This is a genomic window from Rhizobium sp. PL01 (assembly GCF_033447125.1).
GTDB lineage: Bacteria > Pseudomonadota > Alphaproteobacteria > Rhizobiales > Rhizobiaceae > Pararhizobium.
In genome coordinates, this window is record NZ_JAWQUM010000017.1 from 1 (window position 1) to 14856 (window position 14856).

At 54.9% G+C, this 14856-nt stretch carries 10 protein-coding genes and 1 pseudogene; 1 reads left to right on the forward strand and 10 read right to left on the reverse strand.

Annotation, left to right across the window (positions count from 1 at the left end):
• Positions 1-433 precede the first annotated feature (433 nt).
• Positions 434-1663 carry a PD-(D/E)XK nuclease family protein gene (locus R6X40_RS29205; RefSeq protein WP_318418448.1) on the reverse strand — a complete coding sequence of 410 codons (1230 nt, stop codon included), beginning with the start codon at positions 1661-1663 and terminating at the stop codon, positions 434-436.
• Between the two features lie 198 nt (positions 1664-1861).
• On the opposite strand from R6X40_RS29205, the gene R6X40_RS29210 reads away from it, so the two are divergent.
• Positions 1862-2491 carry a recombinase family protein gene (locus tag R6X40_RS29210; RefSeq protein ID WP_318418450.1) on the forward strand — a complete coding sequence of 210 codons (630 nt, stop codon included), beginning with the start codon at positions 1862-1864 and terminating at the stop codon, positions 2489-2491.
• Between the two features lie 583 nt (positions 2492-3074).
• On the opposite strand, the gene R6X40_RS29215 is transcribed toward R6X40_RS29210, so the two are convergent.
• The 9 genes and pseudogenes from R6X40_RS29215 to R6X40_RS29255 all read right to left on the reverse strand — a co-directional run bounded on the left by R6X40_RS29215 (position 3075) and on the right by R6X40_RS29255 (position 14807).
• The gene (locus R6X40_RS29215) at positions 3075-4382 is read right to left on the reverse strand and encodes a hypothetical protein (RefSeq protein ID WP_318418451.1); all 1308 of its coding nucleotides are present in this window, start codon (positions 4380-4382) and stop codon (positions 3075-3077) included.
• Between the two features lie 528 nt (positions 4383-4910).
• Positions 4911-6614, reverse strand: coding sequence for a recombinase family protein (locus R6X40_RS29220; protein WP_318418453.1), 1704 nt, complete (start codon positions 6612-6614; stop codon positions 4911-4913).
• Between the two features lie 46 nt (positions 6615-6660).
• Positions 6661-6762: pseudogene (locus tag R6X40_RS29225) on the reverse strand (ATP-binding protein); the annotation flags it as partial.
• Positions 6763-7016: 254 nt separating this feature from the next.
• Positions 7017-7964: a glutathione synthase gene (gene gshB, locus R6X40_RS29230; protein WP_318418455.1), complete on the reverse strand. Its 948-nt coding sequence runs from the start codon at positions 7962-7964 to the stop codon at positions 7017-7019.
• 750 nt (positions 7965-8714) lie between these two features.
• Entirely contained in the window at positions 8715-9923 is a 1209-nt protein-coding gene (locus tag R6X40_RS29235) for a hypothetical protein (protein ID WP_318418456.1), read from the reverse strand.
• 464 nt (positions 9924-10387) lie between these two features.
• Positions 10388-11497 (reverse strand): sn-glycerol-3-phosphate import ATP-binding protein UgpC, encoded by a 1110-nt coding sequence (locus R6X40_RS29240; RefSeq protein WP_318418458.1) that lies wholly within the window; start codon positions 11495-11497, stop codon positions 10388-10390.
• Positions 11498-11510: 13 nt separating this feature from the next.
• A complete protein-coding gene (gene ugpE, locus R6X40_RS29245; RefSeq protein ID WP_318418460.1) occupies positions 11511-12353 on the reverse strand; it encodes a sn-glycerol-3-phosphate ABC transporter permease UgpE in 843 nt (280 codons plus the stop codon).
• A gap of 14 nt (positions 12354-12367) precedes the next feature.
• Complete coding sequence (locus R6X40_RS29250; protein WP_318418607.1) at positions 12368-13297, reverse strand: ABC transporter permease subunit; 930 nt, start codon at positions 13295-13297, stop codon at positions 12368-12370.
• Positions 13298-13508: 211 nt separating this feature from the next.
• On the reverse strand, positions 13509-14807 hold the full coding sequence (locus R6X40_RS29255) for an extracellular solute-binding protein (protein WP_318418462.1): 1299 nt from the start codon (positions 14805-14807) through the stop codon (positions 13509-13511).
• Positions 14808-14856 lie beyond the last annotated feature (49 nt).

Genomic DNA, 14856 nt, shown 5'->3' on the forward strand with positions numbered 1-14856 from the left:
TGTGCGTGCCGATCCTGGAGCGGCATAAATAGATCTCAGCAGGCGCTAAGCTGTTGGTCTTCCCGAAGCTGGTCGGGGTTGCGCAGGGGAGACCAACAGCGCTTGGTCGGTTATCTCTGACTGATTGACAGAATCGTAGATTCTGGCAATCGGTCAACCAAGCCTACAGTCATTGATTGAAGATCATCGAAAAAGATTCATTCGGTCGCGGGCGTCGTGGCAAAATCCTAACCGGTTCGCAATGAGTAAGAATTGCACAGGAACTATTGTTCAAAGCTGGCGCGTAGCGCTGTTGTCTAGTCGCAAGGTGATCGTGCGACGGGATGCTCATTTAACGTTGTGCCTCTAAATGAAAAAGACGATCCTTCAAACATAAGCCAGGGTTTACGTTTGAAGGTGTCCCACAAAACAGCCGTTCCAGTCTGAATGAGCTTTAAGAAGCGGGAGCGTGAAGATGGTCCACAGGTTGTAACGTCGACAACAGCGCGTTCGTGCGGCTTGCGCTTTCTAATATATACGCCTTAAACCCAGAAATGATCTGCTCCACCGCCTCGTCCGGGTCGGCGTTGCTTGCATCCGCTGCCGATAAAAGTAAGCGACTTTCAAGTCGTGTCCAACCCGCGGTCAGTTTTTTCGATTTTCTTATTGCACCTAAAGCATTTAGGATCGAATCCCTCTCTTTCCCACCACCCCGGCCCATATAGAGATAACCACTGACTCCGTTGGATTCGAACTTCAGTTCGTACAATAAAAGTCTGTTTGTAGGGGTCCATTCGTGCGCCGTAAGCATTCCGGGTATAGTGTCCCATTCCACAATAGCAAATCGCGTAATGCGGCTTGTGTCGTGATCCCGTTGGAGGGTTAGAGGCGACTGTCTATTTGCGGTTTCAGGGATTTCATGCACCCGGTCTAATAAGGCGCGATGTATAGGTCCCCAAATGTCGGGCTGATGGCTTATGAGGAACGTGAGAGCCTGCTCATGGCGTGACCAAATAGCATTGGCAAGCTGAACCAGATCGCGGTTTTCCATGTGGTGTCTTTCTGCCATCGCGCAATAAGCGCTCAACATCTGGTGGGGGAGGGTAGCTTGATTTAGCTCGGGTTGAGAAATATAGCCTTTAAAGGCTTCGATAACGAGAGACAAAGGCATTGGTAACCACTGCAGGTCATCAGGCATTTCATCGTGCTTCGTCAGAAAAATGAATATTTTCCGCCAAGCAATATCGGGCCATTGCTCGTGAACAACACGTCGGTAGCCAGTCAGTTGACCCTTTGATTGCGATGCATCGATCTTTAACTCGACGGCAACCACCAGTTTCGACGTTGGCGCTATCAGGAGGAGATCGATATTTCTCCACTCGCGTCGAACCTCGACAACTTCCATATCCATGAGGTGGATGTCCAGGGGGGTGAGACCAGCCGAAAGACCCTTCTCATGGCCGATGCGCATTGCAGACATTAAAAATGTCCTCAACAGAGCACCCTTAAATCCATGAGGCCTATTTGGGTTCAAAATATACGATAAGAAATTTGAATGACGGATTTCGGCGCTGACCATTCCTACCGCTTCAAACGGACAGAATATATCCAGCGACTTTTCCAAATTTTGAAAGTCGGCGTCCTCCATGATCAATTCGCTGATGCGCAGAGGAATATCGTCCAAGTGAAACACCTTTAAACAGACCGGATAAGCCACTTTGCAGTTATTTCACGGCCTGTCAGTTTCCATCACAGACTCCTCGGGCTTCTCCCTGTCTTTTTTAAACGTACGTCAGCATCTCCTTTCTATGTTGACCTCATTGACGGGAGGTGAGGAAGGTAGGAACCGCGAAGCATCGCAAAAAGCGCTCAAAGGAGGCCGATGGACTACGTCGCTTATTACCGAGTATCGACCAAAAGACAGGGGCGATCCGGACTGGGGTTGGAAGCTCAGCAAGCCGCCGTGAATGCGTTCCTGGAAAGTTCCGATACTATCATTGCCGCGTTTACGGAGGTCGTGTCGGGACGAAAGGAGAACAGAGAGCAGCTTCAAAAAGCGATGAGGCTTGCAAAAGCAAAGGCGGTGCCGCTCTTGATTGCTAAGCTTGACCGCTTCTCACGCAGAGTCAGCTTCATAGCATCGGTGATGGAAAGTGGAATTCAGTTAACGATAGCCGAGATGCCGCGAGCAACGGAATTTCAGCTCCACATATTCGCAGCTCTGGCTCAGGAAGAACGACGACTGATTTCCGAGAGAACAAAAGCAGCACTCAGCCAAGTCCGAAAGCGAGGTAAGCTGCTTGGACAACACGGCAAACAGCTTGCATTGATAAACAGAGATTCGGCAGATCAATTTGCGGGTTCACTTGCTCAACACCTTCCCAGTGACTGGGCCACGCTGAGCTTCTCCGCGATAGCACGTGTTTTGAACCGCAAAAACGTTAAAACGCGAACCGGCTCGCTTTTCTATCCCCAGACAGTCAAAAATTACCTGGCGAGAATGAGCGGCTAAATCTCTAAACGACTGCCGCTACCTGACCTTTTTTGCGTGGGGGCGGATGAAAGCATTGCCGTGAGGTCTATACCGCACAAACGGACGCGGCGCTGACAGTGTTAACCGGTAGAAGATAAACTCAGTTTCGGCCCTTTGGCCGAATCCTAAATCGTCCATCGAGTATCATTTCTTTTCAAAAGTGAATATCAGGAAGACTATGCGCAACTGTTTCGCTAGAGGTCGCACGGATTCTGGTCCTGCCCGCCACGTCTCCGACGCGAAGCTTTGAAGCAATTGAGAAGTCGCCTAATCCCGGTATTTGGAACGACGCCCGTCCGCAATGTCTACCCAAGCTTTTAATCGTGCCCAGCGGCCATATCAACCACCAATAGTTTGCGCACGCTATCTCTCCATCCTTGTCCGCGGCAACTAGAACGTTTCCGGTGAGATTGAATTGCCAGTATAGATCAGCACTCTCTCCCGGCTCTACCCAAATCGTTTTAAGATCGGCGTCGCTCGCAGCAGAAAGCCCGCCCAGCCATAGAGAGAATATGGATGACAACGTTGCGAAACCAATTGACCTATAGTGCATATGCATCTCCTAGAAGTCGTGCGGAGCCCTTGGGCGAACGACGAAGCGGTGTGCGCCCTGCGTGATCGTAAGCATCTTCATCGCACCAGCGCCGTCGAATGTGTCGGTGGTCCCATCAAACAGCACTATTGTAATTTGGCGGGATACAGCGTTTTGCGGCTCGTTAAGCACTGCACCTTTCCAAGATATACCTCCGCTATCACCGGGTCCGTCGATCTCTTGTTTAACAACGCGATACCGTGGAATAACAATCGAGCAATTTACCCAAGCGTCACGGCGTCCCTGCCAATTGTCTCTATTGTCAACCCGCGCATACATCACCACGCCGTTCTCCGTCACGGTTGGTTCCCGAATGCCTTCGCAGCGACCGTGATCACCTCCTCCGTTCACGAGCCTTATAAGGTTTCTGCGCGTCAGATCGAGGCGCCAGCCTAGCTCGGTCTCTGGTACCTGAACGGCTCTATCTATCTCGCCGTTTCTCCCTTGAAAACGGCCAAGGTTGAGAGTGAATTCATCTGTATCACGCCGCTCGTCCAGAATTCGAGTTGTCATCGAGTAGGTGCCCATGTTCTGAGGCATGAGCATTATTGGGATTTCCGCATCCACCCGAGTGGTGCCGAACCATGTTGCTGGACGCCACATAGAGAAAACCGTTTCATCGTGCTGGAGTTTGGGTTTTAAGAGCTTGGTTGAGGACTTTGGAAAATCCAGCGTCGACCGATCAATCTCGAAGATTAACTCCTGGGCTTTTGATGATGTTATCGTGGGATCAGAGAGGCCCTCCAACGTGACCTTCGGGTCCGACCTGTAAATGTTCGGCCCAATAACTTTCACGATTACGTTCTTATCGCCGACCGGAAGGAGCACCCGGGGCGTATAGGTCATCACATAGAATCGGTTATCTGAGATTATGGTGTTGGCCGCAATTTGGCCTAGCGCACCAGTAATATTGTTTGCCTCCGCTACAGCGTTTTCCACGGTGGCGTCGATCTGCGTCATCGTGCTGTCGAGCTGCCGGAACGAATCCTGCAGGGATTTGTCCAGAGACGAGAATGCCTGGCTCAGGAGAGCGGAATTAGCCTTCTCCCAAGCGTCGATACTGTCCTTTACCTGAATTCCCATTCGAGTGATCAGGAAGTCGCCCGTGCGCTTACCTTCTTCGATAAGGCTGGAGGCTCGATCTTTTATCCCATCTAAGACAGCCGATACGGGGCCAGTTTCAAGAAGTGCCGCATAGGATTGCGGAGCTATCGGTGGGAGGTAAGTCATGAAAACCGATATTATGAAAATCGAAATGTTGCGAACGATTTTGGCCACAAGTTCTCTCCTCGGCGCAATAACTTCAATACATGCTAATATAAGTTGAGACTAATATAATATACAATTTTTACAAGACGTTTCGAGCGTTGAGCGGCGACAACAGGCTAATCACAAGGACTACACTGCTAGCACCGGGCTACTTAAATGGGATGAATGACATGGGACACAGCTAGTGACCAAGCGGTTGAACCTCCAGCCAACAACGGAGCCGCAACGATTTAAAAACTGCGATTTTTAACATTCAAGGGAATTCAGGAGAGGATGTTGAAAAATTGCATTTCTCTAGTTCAAACCTTGAAGAACTCTTCACATCCTTCTCAGCTTTACCGACGGTCAAAACCCAACCTGCGCATCGAAATGCGCTGAAATCTCGCGAGCTGAAGCATCCTCACGGCACGAAACCCCACGGCAGAATCATCCATCAGTGCGGATTAAGAGCAAGGTCGCGAAATTGCACCCATTTTCCAAGGGACTTTTCTCGGGCTGCGAAACCAAACAAAACTAGAGCGCGCGCTTACCGTCATCCTATTCACTGTCAATGACAGGGTCTTTCCATTCTTCAACGGAGCCGTCTTCATTTTCCAACTCCCATCCCGCTTCGTCCGCATAAACAGCGAATTCAAAGCTTGTCGGATCGGAACCTTGCAAACGAACGGTCCTAAATACCCCGTTTTCAAACGACACTGAAAACTGCCTCCGTCCAGCTGGTGAAAGGCGTTCCGCTGCTGTCGCAGCCTGTTCTCCATCGAGGCCATCCGGAAAAACGATCAGCTCCCTTATATTGAGCCTGATCCAGTCTGCTATTCGGATCCGATTTTCGACCCCATCATTCTCTGTTTTGATGCTGCGAATCCAGTCGAGCACATCCACCTGAGCGTCCGTGCTAAGTGCCGTGAGCTTGCTAACCTGTTCATGCAGAACGCCAATCTCGCACTCCAGCGTAGAGATTTTCCCCGACAGCTCATCCACCTTTTCAACAAAATAGGACGCGGATGCCGAGGGCTGCAGAAGCAATTCGAGGAGTTTATCTCTTTGCCCCAGAGCAGCGTCCCGCTGAGAACGTTTATTCAACGTGCTTGTTTCGAGCTGCTGTCGTTCTGCCTTCTGGCCCTTGCTGTTTAGCAGCGCGGTCAAGTCCAGTTCCTTGACGAAAAATAGGAAGGCAGTCTCGAAATGTTCGAGTTGCCATGACCCAGCATCACATCGAAACCCACGACGCGCGCTATCGCAACGGAGGTACACGCCGCCCTTGGGCTTTGCTCCTTTGTCGATCACCATCATGCTCGCGCCGCAGTAGCCACACTTTGCGACTCCCGAGAAGAGGTTCACATGCCGGTTACCTTTTCTTCCGGCACCTCTAACGCGTCGAACTTTCCTTCCATATTGAACACGGTCAAACTGCTCTCGGTCGATGATTGACGGGTAGTAGTCGAGAACCGGATCGCCGGATGGAATCCGTTTATTTGCTACATAGTGATGAGGTTGATATTCCCCGATTGCAGCTCGATTCGTCAAAATTTTCGTTATGTATGACTCGTGCCAGCCATTTGACTCGGTTATTGGTTCAACTTTCTCGACGTTCAGCTTACGAGCAATCTGATTTGATCCTCTGCCCTCGTCGGCGTACTCGAAGATTTTTTTGACGAGTGCTGCCTTTTGATCGACAATTTCAAACGCCGTTCGATCGTCGGATAAACGTAGCCAAGCGGGAGCAACCTTCGTCAGTTTTCGGCTGGCAGCATTGTTTCGCTTGTTTTGCCATGCTGCGGAAACGCGCATGCTCTTGGTTTGAGACTCCTCAAACGCGCGGCTCATGATGATAACCGATACGAGAATGTCCGCAAGGTCGTTGCTGTCAGATCGGTAGAGCCGTTTGTCCGCTAGCGTTACAATGTGAACCCCGGCTTCCAAAATCTGCAGGAACAAAGCAGTCGCCGTGTGAGGCCTTTCTCGGCTTAGACGGTCGAGCGACTCGACGAGAAGGTAAGAGCCAGAGGGTATCAGCCGTTCTTCTACAGCTTTCAGAAAGAGCCCCAAAGCACCTTGTGAAACGTTCAGTCCTTTGAACGCGGATACGCCGATGTCTTCGAGCTCGAAGTCTCGCACCAATTCGAGATTGTTTTCGGCAGCATAAGCTTCGGAAGCCTCAGTCTGCCGGCGCAGACTGTCGCCTTTCAACTGAACGTCAGTGGACATTCGGATGTATGAATATGCTAGAGGTTTCGGCATCAAATCTCCATTGAGATTGACGGGTACCTTAAAAATTAATCCACCTCAACATCTGCATGCCGACTTTTCCCGGCGCAACCATCACCTGAACATCGACTGGCACACCTTCTATGCCTTGAAATGCAACCGTACTGACACGCGCGACCATGATTGCCCCTCTTGCCGCGAGGCAGGCCGACAGCCCGCCACCACAACCTCTATCGGTTGTGGTGTGAAATCTTGCACGAATAACGGAATAAAACAAGAACAATTATCGAACAGAGTGGGCAATCACAATCGGCCAGGTTGTGGCCGATTGTGTTTCAGGAACGGAGCGGAACAACCGTGAACATCCGGAGGATGAAATGGGGTTGCAGCGCTTGTGCCGGAACGAAAATCTGCACCGGCCTGTTCAAGACACCGTCAAGCGCGCTTGCGTTCGATCGCGTCCCAGAGCAGGGCCGCAATATCCGCGCCGCCGAAGTTCTTCACTTCGCGAATGCCTGTGGGAGATGTGACGTTGATCTCGGTCATCACGTCGCCGATCACGTCGATACCGACGAGCAGGAAGCCGCGTTCGCGCAGGGCCGGGCCGATGCGGGCGCAGATTTCCTTTTCGCGCGCCGTCAGTTCCGTCGGCATCGGCGTGCCGCCGGCATGCATGTTGGAACGGGCGTCGTGTTCGGCAGGCACCCGGTTGATTGCGCCGACCGGCTCGCCGTCGACGAGGATGATGCGCTTGTCGCCCTTGCGCACCGCCGGCAGGTATTCCTGCGCAATGAAGGGCTCGCGGAACATCTGGCCGAACATTTCGAGCAGCGAGGACATGTTGCGGTCGTCGCGGGTCGAATGGAAAACGCCGGCGCCGCCATTGCCGTAGAGCGGCTTCAGGATGATATCGCCCATTTCGGCGCGGAAGCTGGCGATCTCGGCCGGGTCGCGGGTGATCAGCGTCTTCGGCATCAGGTCGGGGAATTCGGTGACGAAGATCTTCTCCGGCGAGTTGCGCACCCAGGCTGGATCGTTGACGACGAGTGTTTTCGGGTGGATGCGCTCGAGCAGATGCGTCGAGGTGATATAGGCCATGTCGAAGGGCGGATCCTGGCGCAAAAGCACCACGTCCATGGTCGACAGATCGATGCGTTCGGCATCTCCGAGCGTATAGTGGTCGCCCTTGACGTCGCGCAGCGTCATCGGCTGTACCGTGGCGATCACCTTGCCGTCGCGCAGCGACAGCTGGTTCGGCGTATAATGGAAGAGCTTGTAGCCGCGCGCCTGTGCCTCAATACTCATGGCGAAGGTGCTGTCACCCGCGATATTGATGCCCGAAACATGATCCATCTGGATCGCGACATTTACGATTTTCGCCATGAGACATTCCCTGTTGATCGTGGGCATCGTTGAGAGAGCCTGTCTATATCAAATGCGGTTCGGGAAGCCATACAGATTTCTAACGTCGTCTCCATCGAACACGCCTTCTCCTTCACGCGGCGGCTTTTTCGCCCGTGGCTTGAAACATCTGCAGGTTCGCCGGCCTCTTGCCTGGCGGAATTGGCCGGGGCACATCGGGTGCCGTAGGTAGTAGGAGTAGGTGACACACGATGTGCCCCGCTTCAGTGTCTTTTGCCGCGCTTCTCAGGTTCTTCTGCGCTTTCCTTTGTTATGGGAAAGCCTCCAATGCCCCGGCCCGCCGCTTATCCGCGGGCCTTTCAATGAGGCGGGGTTTGGTCCTGGACCGTCAAGGACGGCGTGACCACCCGGCACGCCCGGTCCGCTTTCACGAACCGGAGGAGAACCACCTTTCACGCAGCCCCGGGGATTTCGCGCGCGTTTCGCCAAACCGTCCGGGCACCGGCCCCACCTCGCCGGCAACGCAAACCGGTGTATCCGTGGTGGGACGGGAGAAGTATGGCACGGGTTTTGAGGGCGGGGATTTGCGGGGATGATTTTTTTGTGGGTGGATGATGTTCGTAGCGCCTTTGCGCCAGAAGCGGTCATTAGCATAAATGCCCGCCCTCGTATCCGAGCGAACATGTAGTCCTTTGTCTGATGCATCCCGATGGCCCACACGAACAGGCCGGACCACGAATGGAAGCGGTCCTGTCAGTCAGATCGGCCGCCTCACGTCACGCCGTATATGAGTGAGGCCATCTCCTTAACGTCAGAAGGGGTGTTGGCCTCCAGTTCGTCGAGGTAGGCCATAAAGTCTTCGCGGTCGGAAAAGGAGAAAATTCTCGCCCTGTATTCCAAATCTTCTGAAAGCGGTCGCTCTTGAAGTAATTGAGCTGACGTCTTGTCCACGAACATCGCATCAAGATATGGGGCATAGGCTGCGATAGCGCGGATATCGTTCATCATTCCCTTGTTGATGATGGTCTTCTGCCCTCCTACGACCCGTCTGGCTGTGGCAGCGAAAAGATAAGCTGAAATGCGATGATGTGGCAGCTGCTTATAGACCTCAGACGCCCATACTTCGCGCACCTTTTGGCCTGCCTCATTGTCAGGAACGCCCGCCCTTCGCATGACGTCCAATAGGGTTCGGGCTTCCCTTTGGATCGGCGAGTTGACGGCATTGAAGAAGGTATCCGGGTCGGCACTAGACTTTTTCCTTTCAGTCGCAGCCAATGCGCCGACCTTCCCAGCAAGAACTGCGTCCAACTCCACCTTCAGAACGTCATTGAAAGTTGGTTTCTCTGCTGCCCAACGAGCTGCAAGCTTCTCCATGTCACCATGCGCTTCGTCACGCATCTTTCGAAGGCCATCAGCAAACTGGCTATAATCGGACCGCACGGAGATATGCATGTCCGATAGCCACTCATTTCGCTTGCTTTCTAAAACTTCGTCCACCGAGAGACTAAGGGAAAGCGGCGTGCCGTTCAGATAGGCGTCTGCGGCGTCCAGCGCTTGCTCCAGTTCGACAGTCGAGGTGTCGGATAACGAGATGTCTCCACCGATAAATTCGTATGCTTCCCGCAACTCCATCGCGCTGTGAAAGACGGTTGTTTCGTCTCGATGGATATCAGAGTGTGGGAGAATGATTTGTTGCAGCAGAACCAGGCGGCGTAGGCGCTCGTGCAACTTCGTGGCGAACGCTTCATTCCCAACTGGCAAGCGCCCACCAGAAACAACATTGAAAAGCAAGCTGAAGACGAACTGGTCGAGGTAGATCACCTTCTTGTCGACCGGCGGAAGCGCGATGGTTTCTGTATGCCGGCAGCTTGAACATCTCATCGTAAGCGTATGGCCACCGGCTTGGAGAAGTCCAAACGTTTTCTCTTTACAGACCACACAAACAGAAAATGGTGCTCGCTCCCAGGTAAAACCCTTCATTAATCACCTTGAAGTCTGCTGCCGTGTCGGGCGGGCGGGCCATGACTCCCAGATATTACCCCAGCGGCAGGGTCCTCTCAATGGCTAACGAAAACGGATTGAGAGCTACCGCCGCTGAACCAATGTCTGTGATCTCTGAATGTTGGCAGAGCGAGTGCTCAGGTCCGTGAGCTGTTGGCCAAAAACGCATGTTTGTGCATGTATTCCTTGTTGCCCGATGCGCGAACGACGGAGGTCGGTCAGATTGCGTGACGGACCGGGTGGTTCAAACCTTAAAGCTTGCCGACCTCGCGATGAGTAAGAGTACGCCATGTCCTGCCGCTCGTTTGGTTTGAAACTTGAAAGTTTCGGCGGCGAAGTGGGCCATCACTATTCAAACCTTAGTCCAGAAAACATAAGCAGCTTCGGGGGTAAGAAGAGCGGAAGTCAATCGTCGGCTTCGGGCCGAAAGCGGCCTTTCCCGCTCACGTATCCGCGATCTCCAGTCTCTCCACGCGCCTACCCTCGGATACCGCGAACGGCTGCGCCAGACGCTTGCCGGTATCGGCATCGAAGAAATGCAGCCGTTCCGGTGCGATCGTCAGCGCCATCGTTTCGCCGATGCCGATCTCGGGCGACAGCGACGCCGTCAGCTTTTTGCCGTCGATGGTGCCGTGGACGAGGCGCTGGGCGCCGAGTTCCTCGATGTAATCGACCTTCAGTGTCAACGCCTGTTCGCCTGTTGTCGCGATCCGCAGGTCTTCGGCGCGGATGCCGACGGTGATCGGTCCGGGAAATGCAGGAGCGCGGCCAAGGTCGAGCACCTGGCTGCCGAAATGCAGCAGGTTGCCTTCGCGGGTGCCGCGCAGAAGGTTCATGGCCGGCGAGCCGATGAAGGAGGCGACGAAGGTGGAGGCGGGCGTGTGATAGACATCGAGCGGCCTGCCGATCTGCTCGATCTGGCCACCGTTGAGGACGACGAGGCGATCAGCCAGCGTCATCGCTTCCAGCTGGTCGTGGGTGACATAGAGCGAGGTCGTGCCGAGGCGCTTCTGCAGCTGCTTGATCTCGCCGCGCATCGAAACACGCAGCTTGGCATCGAGGTTGGACAAGGGTTCGTCGAACAGGAAAGCGGCGGGTTTGCGCACGATCGCCCGGCCCATGGCGACGCGCTGGCGCTGGCCGCCGGAAAGGGCGCGCGGCTTGCGGTCGAGATATTGTTCGATCTCCAGCATGCGGGCGGCTTCGGCGACGCGCGCATCGATCTCTGCCTTCGGCGTGCCGCGGTTTTTGAGGCCATAGGCAAGGTTGTTGTAGACGGTCATATGCGGATAGAGCGCGTAGTTCTGGAACACCATGGCGATATCGCGCTCGGCCGGTTCCACATCGTTGATGACGCGATCGCCGATTTCGACCGTGCCTTTCGATATGGCCTCAAGCCCCGCGACCATGCGCAGAAGCGTGGACTTGCCGCAGCCGGAGGGGCCGACGAGGACGATGAACTCACCGTCCTCGATGTCGATCGACACGGATTTCACCGCCTCGACGCCGCCTGCGTAGATCTTCGAAACATTGGTGATGTTGATCGCTGCCATGGCCGCGTCTCCTCTACTTGTCGCTCTCGGTGAGGCCTTTGATGAACCAGCGCTGGAAGATCATCACGATCATCACAGGCGGCACCATGGCAAGGATCGCCAGGGCAAAGGCTTCGTTATAGTCGGGAATGTTGGAGCCGACCCAGACCAGCAGAATCTGCTTGATGCCGCGCACCAGGGTGAAGAAGCTCTCGTCGGTGGTCATCAGCGTCGGCCAGAGATACTGGTTCCAGCCATAGACGAACATGATGATGAAGATCGCCGCGATCATCGTCTTCGACAGGGGGATGATCACGTCGATGAAGAATTTGAACGGCCCGGCGCCATCGATGCGGGCGGCCTCCAGCAGTTCATCGGGGATCGATTTGAAGAACTGGCGGAAATAGAAGGTGCCGGTGGCAGACGCCAGGAGCGGCACGATCAGGCCGGTATAGGTGTTGGTCAGCTTCAGCGTGTTCATCACCTCATAGGACGGCAGGATGCGCACTTCGAGCGGCAGGAGCAGCGTCGTGAAGATCATCCAGAAGGTGATGGTGGCAAAGCGGAAGCGGAAATAGACCAGCGCATAGGCAGCCAGCATCGACAGGATGATCTTGCCGGCCGCAAAGCCGATACCGAGGATCAGCGAATTCATCATCATGCGAAGGCCGGTGATCTTGCCGGTGAAGCCACCTTGCTTGGTCAGTACCGTCGTGTAGGTGTCGATGAAATGGCCGCCGGGCAGGATCTGCAACCCGTTGCGATGGATCTCGGCCGCCTCGTGGCTGGAGGTCATCAGGGCGACCAGCAGCGGGCCGACCATGAAGAAGACGCCCATCATCAGGATGACGTGATCGAAAAGTTTTGTGCGATGCATTGTCTCGCCCCCGCTCAATTGTAGTGGACGCGCCGCTCGATGAAGCGGAACTGGAAGATGGTGAGCACGAAGACGATGATCATCAGGATGACCGACTGGGCCGAGGAGCCGCCGAGGTCATTGCCGCGGAAGCCGTCCATATAGACCTTGTAGACCAGCGTAATCGGGTTGTTGGCGGCCTTGTCCTTCACCATCACGTCGATGACGCCGAACGTGTCGAACAGGGCGTAGGTCGTGTTGATGATCAGGAGGAAGAAGGCGGTCGGCGCAAGCAGCGGCAGGATGACCGTCCAGAACCGGCGGAAGCCGGAGCGGCAGTCCATCAGCGCCGCCTCGCGCACCGAGACCGGAATGCCCTGCAGGCCTGACAGAAAGAAGATGAAATTGTAGGGAATCTGCTTCCAGACCGAGACCACGATCATCGCGAACGCGGTGTCGTTGTAATTGAGGCCGACCTTGATTTCCCAGCCGAAGAAGGCGGCGAATTTGACCAGCGGGCCGATATGCTGGTCGAACATCATCATGCCCATCAGACCGGCAACCGGTGGGGCAATGGCATAGACCCAGATCAACAGCGTCTTGTAGGTGGCATTGCCGCGAATGACGCCGTCAGCCTTGACGGCGAGCAGCAGGCCGATTGCCAGCGAAAAGAAGGTGACGAGGGCCGTGAACACGGCGGTAAAGCGGGCAATGCCCAGATATTCGCCGGATTTCAGCACGTCGGTATAGTTGGCCAGCCCGACGAAGGTGGAGCCGAAGCCGAAGGGGTCCTCAAGGTAGAAGGACGAATGGATCGCCTGAACCGAGGGCCAATAGAAGAACACAAAGATGATCAGCATCTGCGGCGCAAGGAACAGATAGGGCAGGAGCCGCGAGTTGAACTGCACGCGCTTGGCGTCCGTGTCTTCCGGCGGTCTGCTGGCGGATTTGCTCAGGCCGAACATGCGCCAAAACCCACCAGGGGCGGGCGCAGCGGCAGTTCCGGACATTGCCTGGGATGTGGGCGTGTTCGTCATGAACGGGCTTTCGAAGTATCGGAGTTACGCAGGGGCTCCCTCCCCCTTGTGGGGAGGGTTGGGGAGGGGCTCTTTTGAAGAAAGAACCCCTCCCGGCCCTTCGGGCCACCCTCCCCAAAAGGGGGAGGGAGATCAGAGATCAGCCTGCTGTCTTGGCAAAACGGGCGAGAAGTTCGTTGCCTTCCTTCTCGATCGTGTCAAAGGCGTCCTTGACGGAGACTTCGCCGGCGAAGATGCGGCCGTATTCACGTTCCATGATTTCGCGGATCTGCGGGTAGAAGCCGAGGCGGTAGCCCTTCGACCATTCGCCAGCCGGCAGCATCAACTGCTTGATGCCGATTTCGGCAGCAGGCTTCTCGTTGTAGTAGCCGTCCTTCTTGGCAAGCTCGTAAGCTGCCTTGGTGATGGCGACGTAACCGGTGGCTTCATGGTAAAAGACCTGGATTTCCGGCGAGGTCAGGAACTGGAAGAAGTCGGCGACGCACTTGTTTTCTGCTTCCGGCTTGCCAGCCATTGCGAAGAGGGCAGCACCGCCGATGAAGGACGAGGTGCCAGCACCCTTGATCGAACCCCAGTACGGCAGGAAGGTTGCCGAGAAGGGCATCTGGGCCGTCTTGGTCAGGCCGCCGAACGAGCCCGACGAGCCGATCCAGAGGGCGGCCTTGTTTTCTTCGAACATCTTCTGGTTATCGTTCCAGCCAGCGCCGTAATAGGCGAAGTAGCCTTCGTCGGCCCAGGCCTTCAGCTTGTCGAACATCATGATGAGGTTCGGGTCGGTGACCTTGAGCGTCGTATCGGTGACGCTGTCATAACCGTTGTTGTTGGTGGCGAACTGGATGTTGTTGCGCGAGAAAAAGTTCTCGGTGAACTGCCAGGTCAGTTGCGACTGGACGAGCGGTATGAAACCGGCGGCCTTCAGCTTCGGGGCTGCGGCTTCGAATTCTTCCCAGGTCTTCGGGGCTTCGACGCCAGCCTTCTTCAGGGCTTCGTCATTGATGTACATGATCGGTGCCGAAGAGTTGAACGGCATGCCGACGAACTTGCCGTCGCTATCGGCGTAGAAATAGCGAACGCCATCGATGAAGGCGTCGCGGTCGAACTTGTAGCCGGCATTGTTGATCAGGTCTTCAGCCGGGATAACGGCGCCCTTGGCATTGATGATCGTCGCTGCACCGGCGTCGAAAACCTGCAGGATGTTCGGCTGTTCGCCCGAACGGAAAGCGGCGATGCCGGAAGCGAGCGCTTCCTCATAGGTGCCCTTGGAAACCGGGGTCAGCGCGCAGGCGGCCTGCGACGCGTTGAACTTCGTTGCAATCTCGTTGATGACTTCGCCGTTACGGCCGGCCATGCCGTGCCACCAGCTGATATTGGTCGCGGCAAACGAAGATGTTGCGGAGAAAACCAGCGCGAGGCCGGTCATCGTGAATTTCCTGATCATGGCAGTTCCTTTCACCAGGTTTAGGGTGAGGAACCGGCTAAAGCCCTTT

Coding starts and splice junctions, on each gene's coding strand:
- R6X40_RS29210 (WP_318418450.1), top strand. CDS start 1,862: ATGGACTACGTCGCTTATTACCGAGTATCGACCAAAAGACAGGGGCGA.
- R6X40_RS29220 (WP_318418453.1), bottom strand. CDS start 6,614: ATGCCGAAACCTCTAGCATATTCATACATCCGAATGTCCACTGACGTT.
- gshB (WP_318418455.1), bottom strand. CDS start 7,964: ATGGCGAAAATCGTAAATGTCGCGATCCAGATGGATCATGTTTCGGGC.
- R6X40_RS29235 (WP_318418456.1), bottom strand. CDS start 9,923: ATGAAGGGTTTTACCTGGGAGCGAGCACCATTTTCTGTTTGTGTGGTC.
- R6X40_RS29240 (WP_318418458.1), bottom strand. CDS start 11,497: ATGGCAGCGATCAACATCACCAATGTTTCGAAGATCTACGCAGGCGGC.
- ugpE (WP_318418460.1), bottom strand. CDS start 12,353: ATGCATCGCACAAAACTTTTCGATCACGTCATCCTGATGATGGGCGTC.
- R6X40_RS29250 (WP_318418607.1), bottom strand. CDS start 13,297: ATGTTCGGCCTGAGCAAATCCGCCAGCAGACCGCCGGAAGACACGGAC.
- R6X40_RS29255 (WP_318418462.1), bottom strand. CDS start 14,807: ATGATCAGGAAATTCACGATGACCGGCCTCGCGCTGGTTTTCTCCGCA.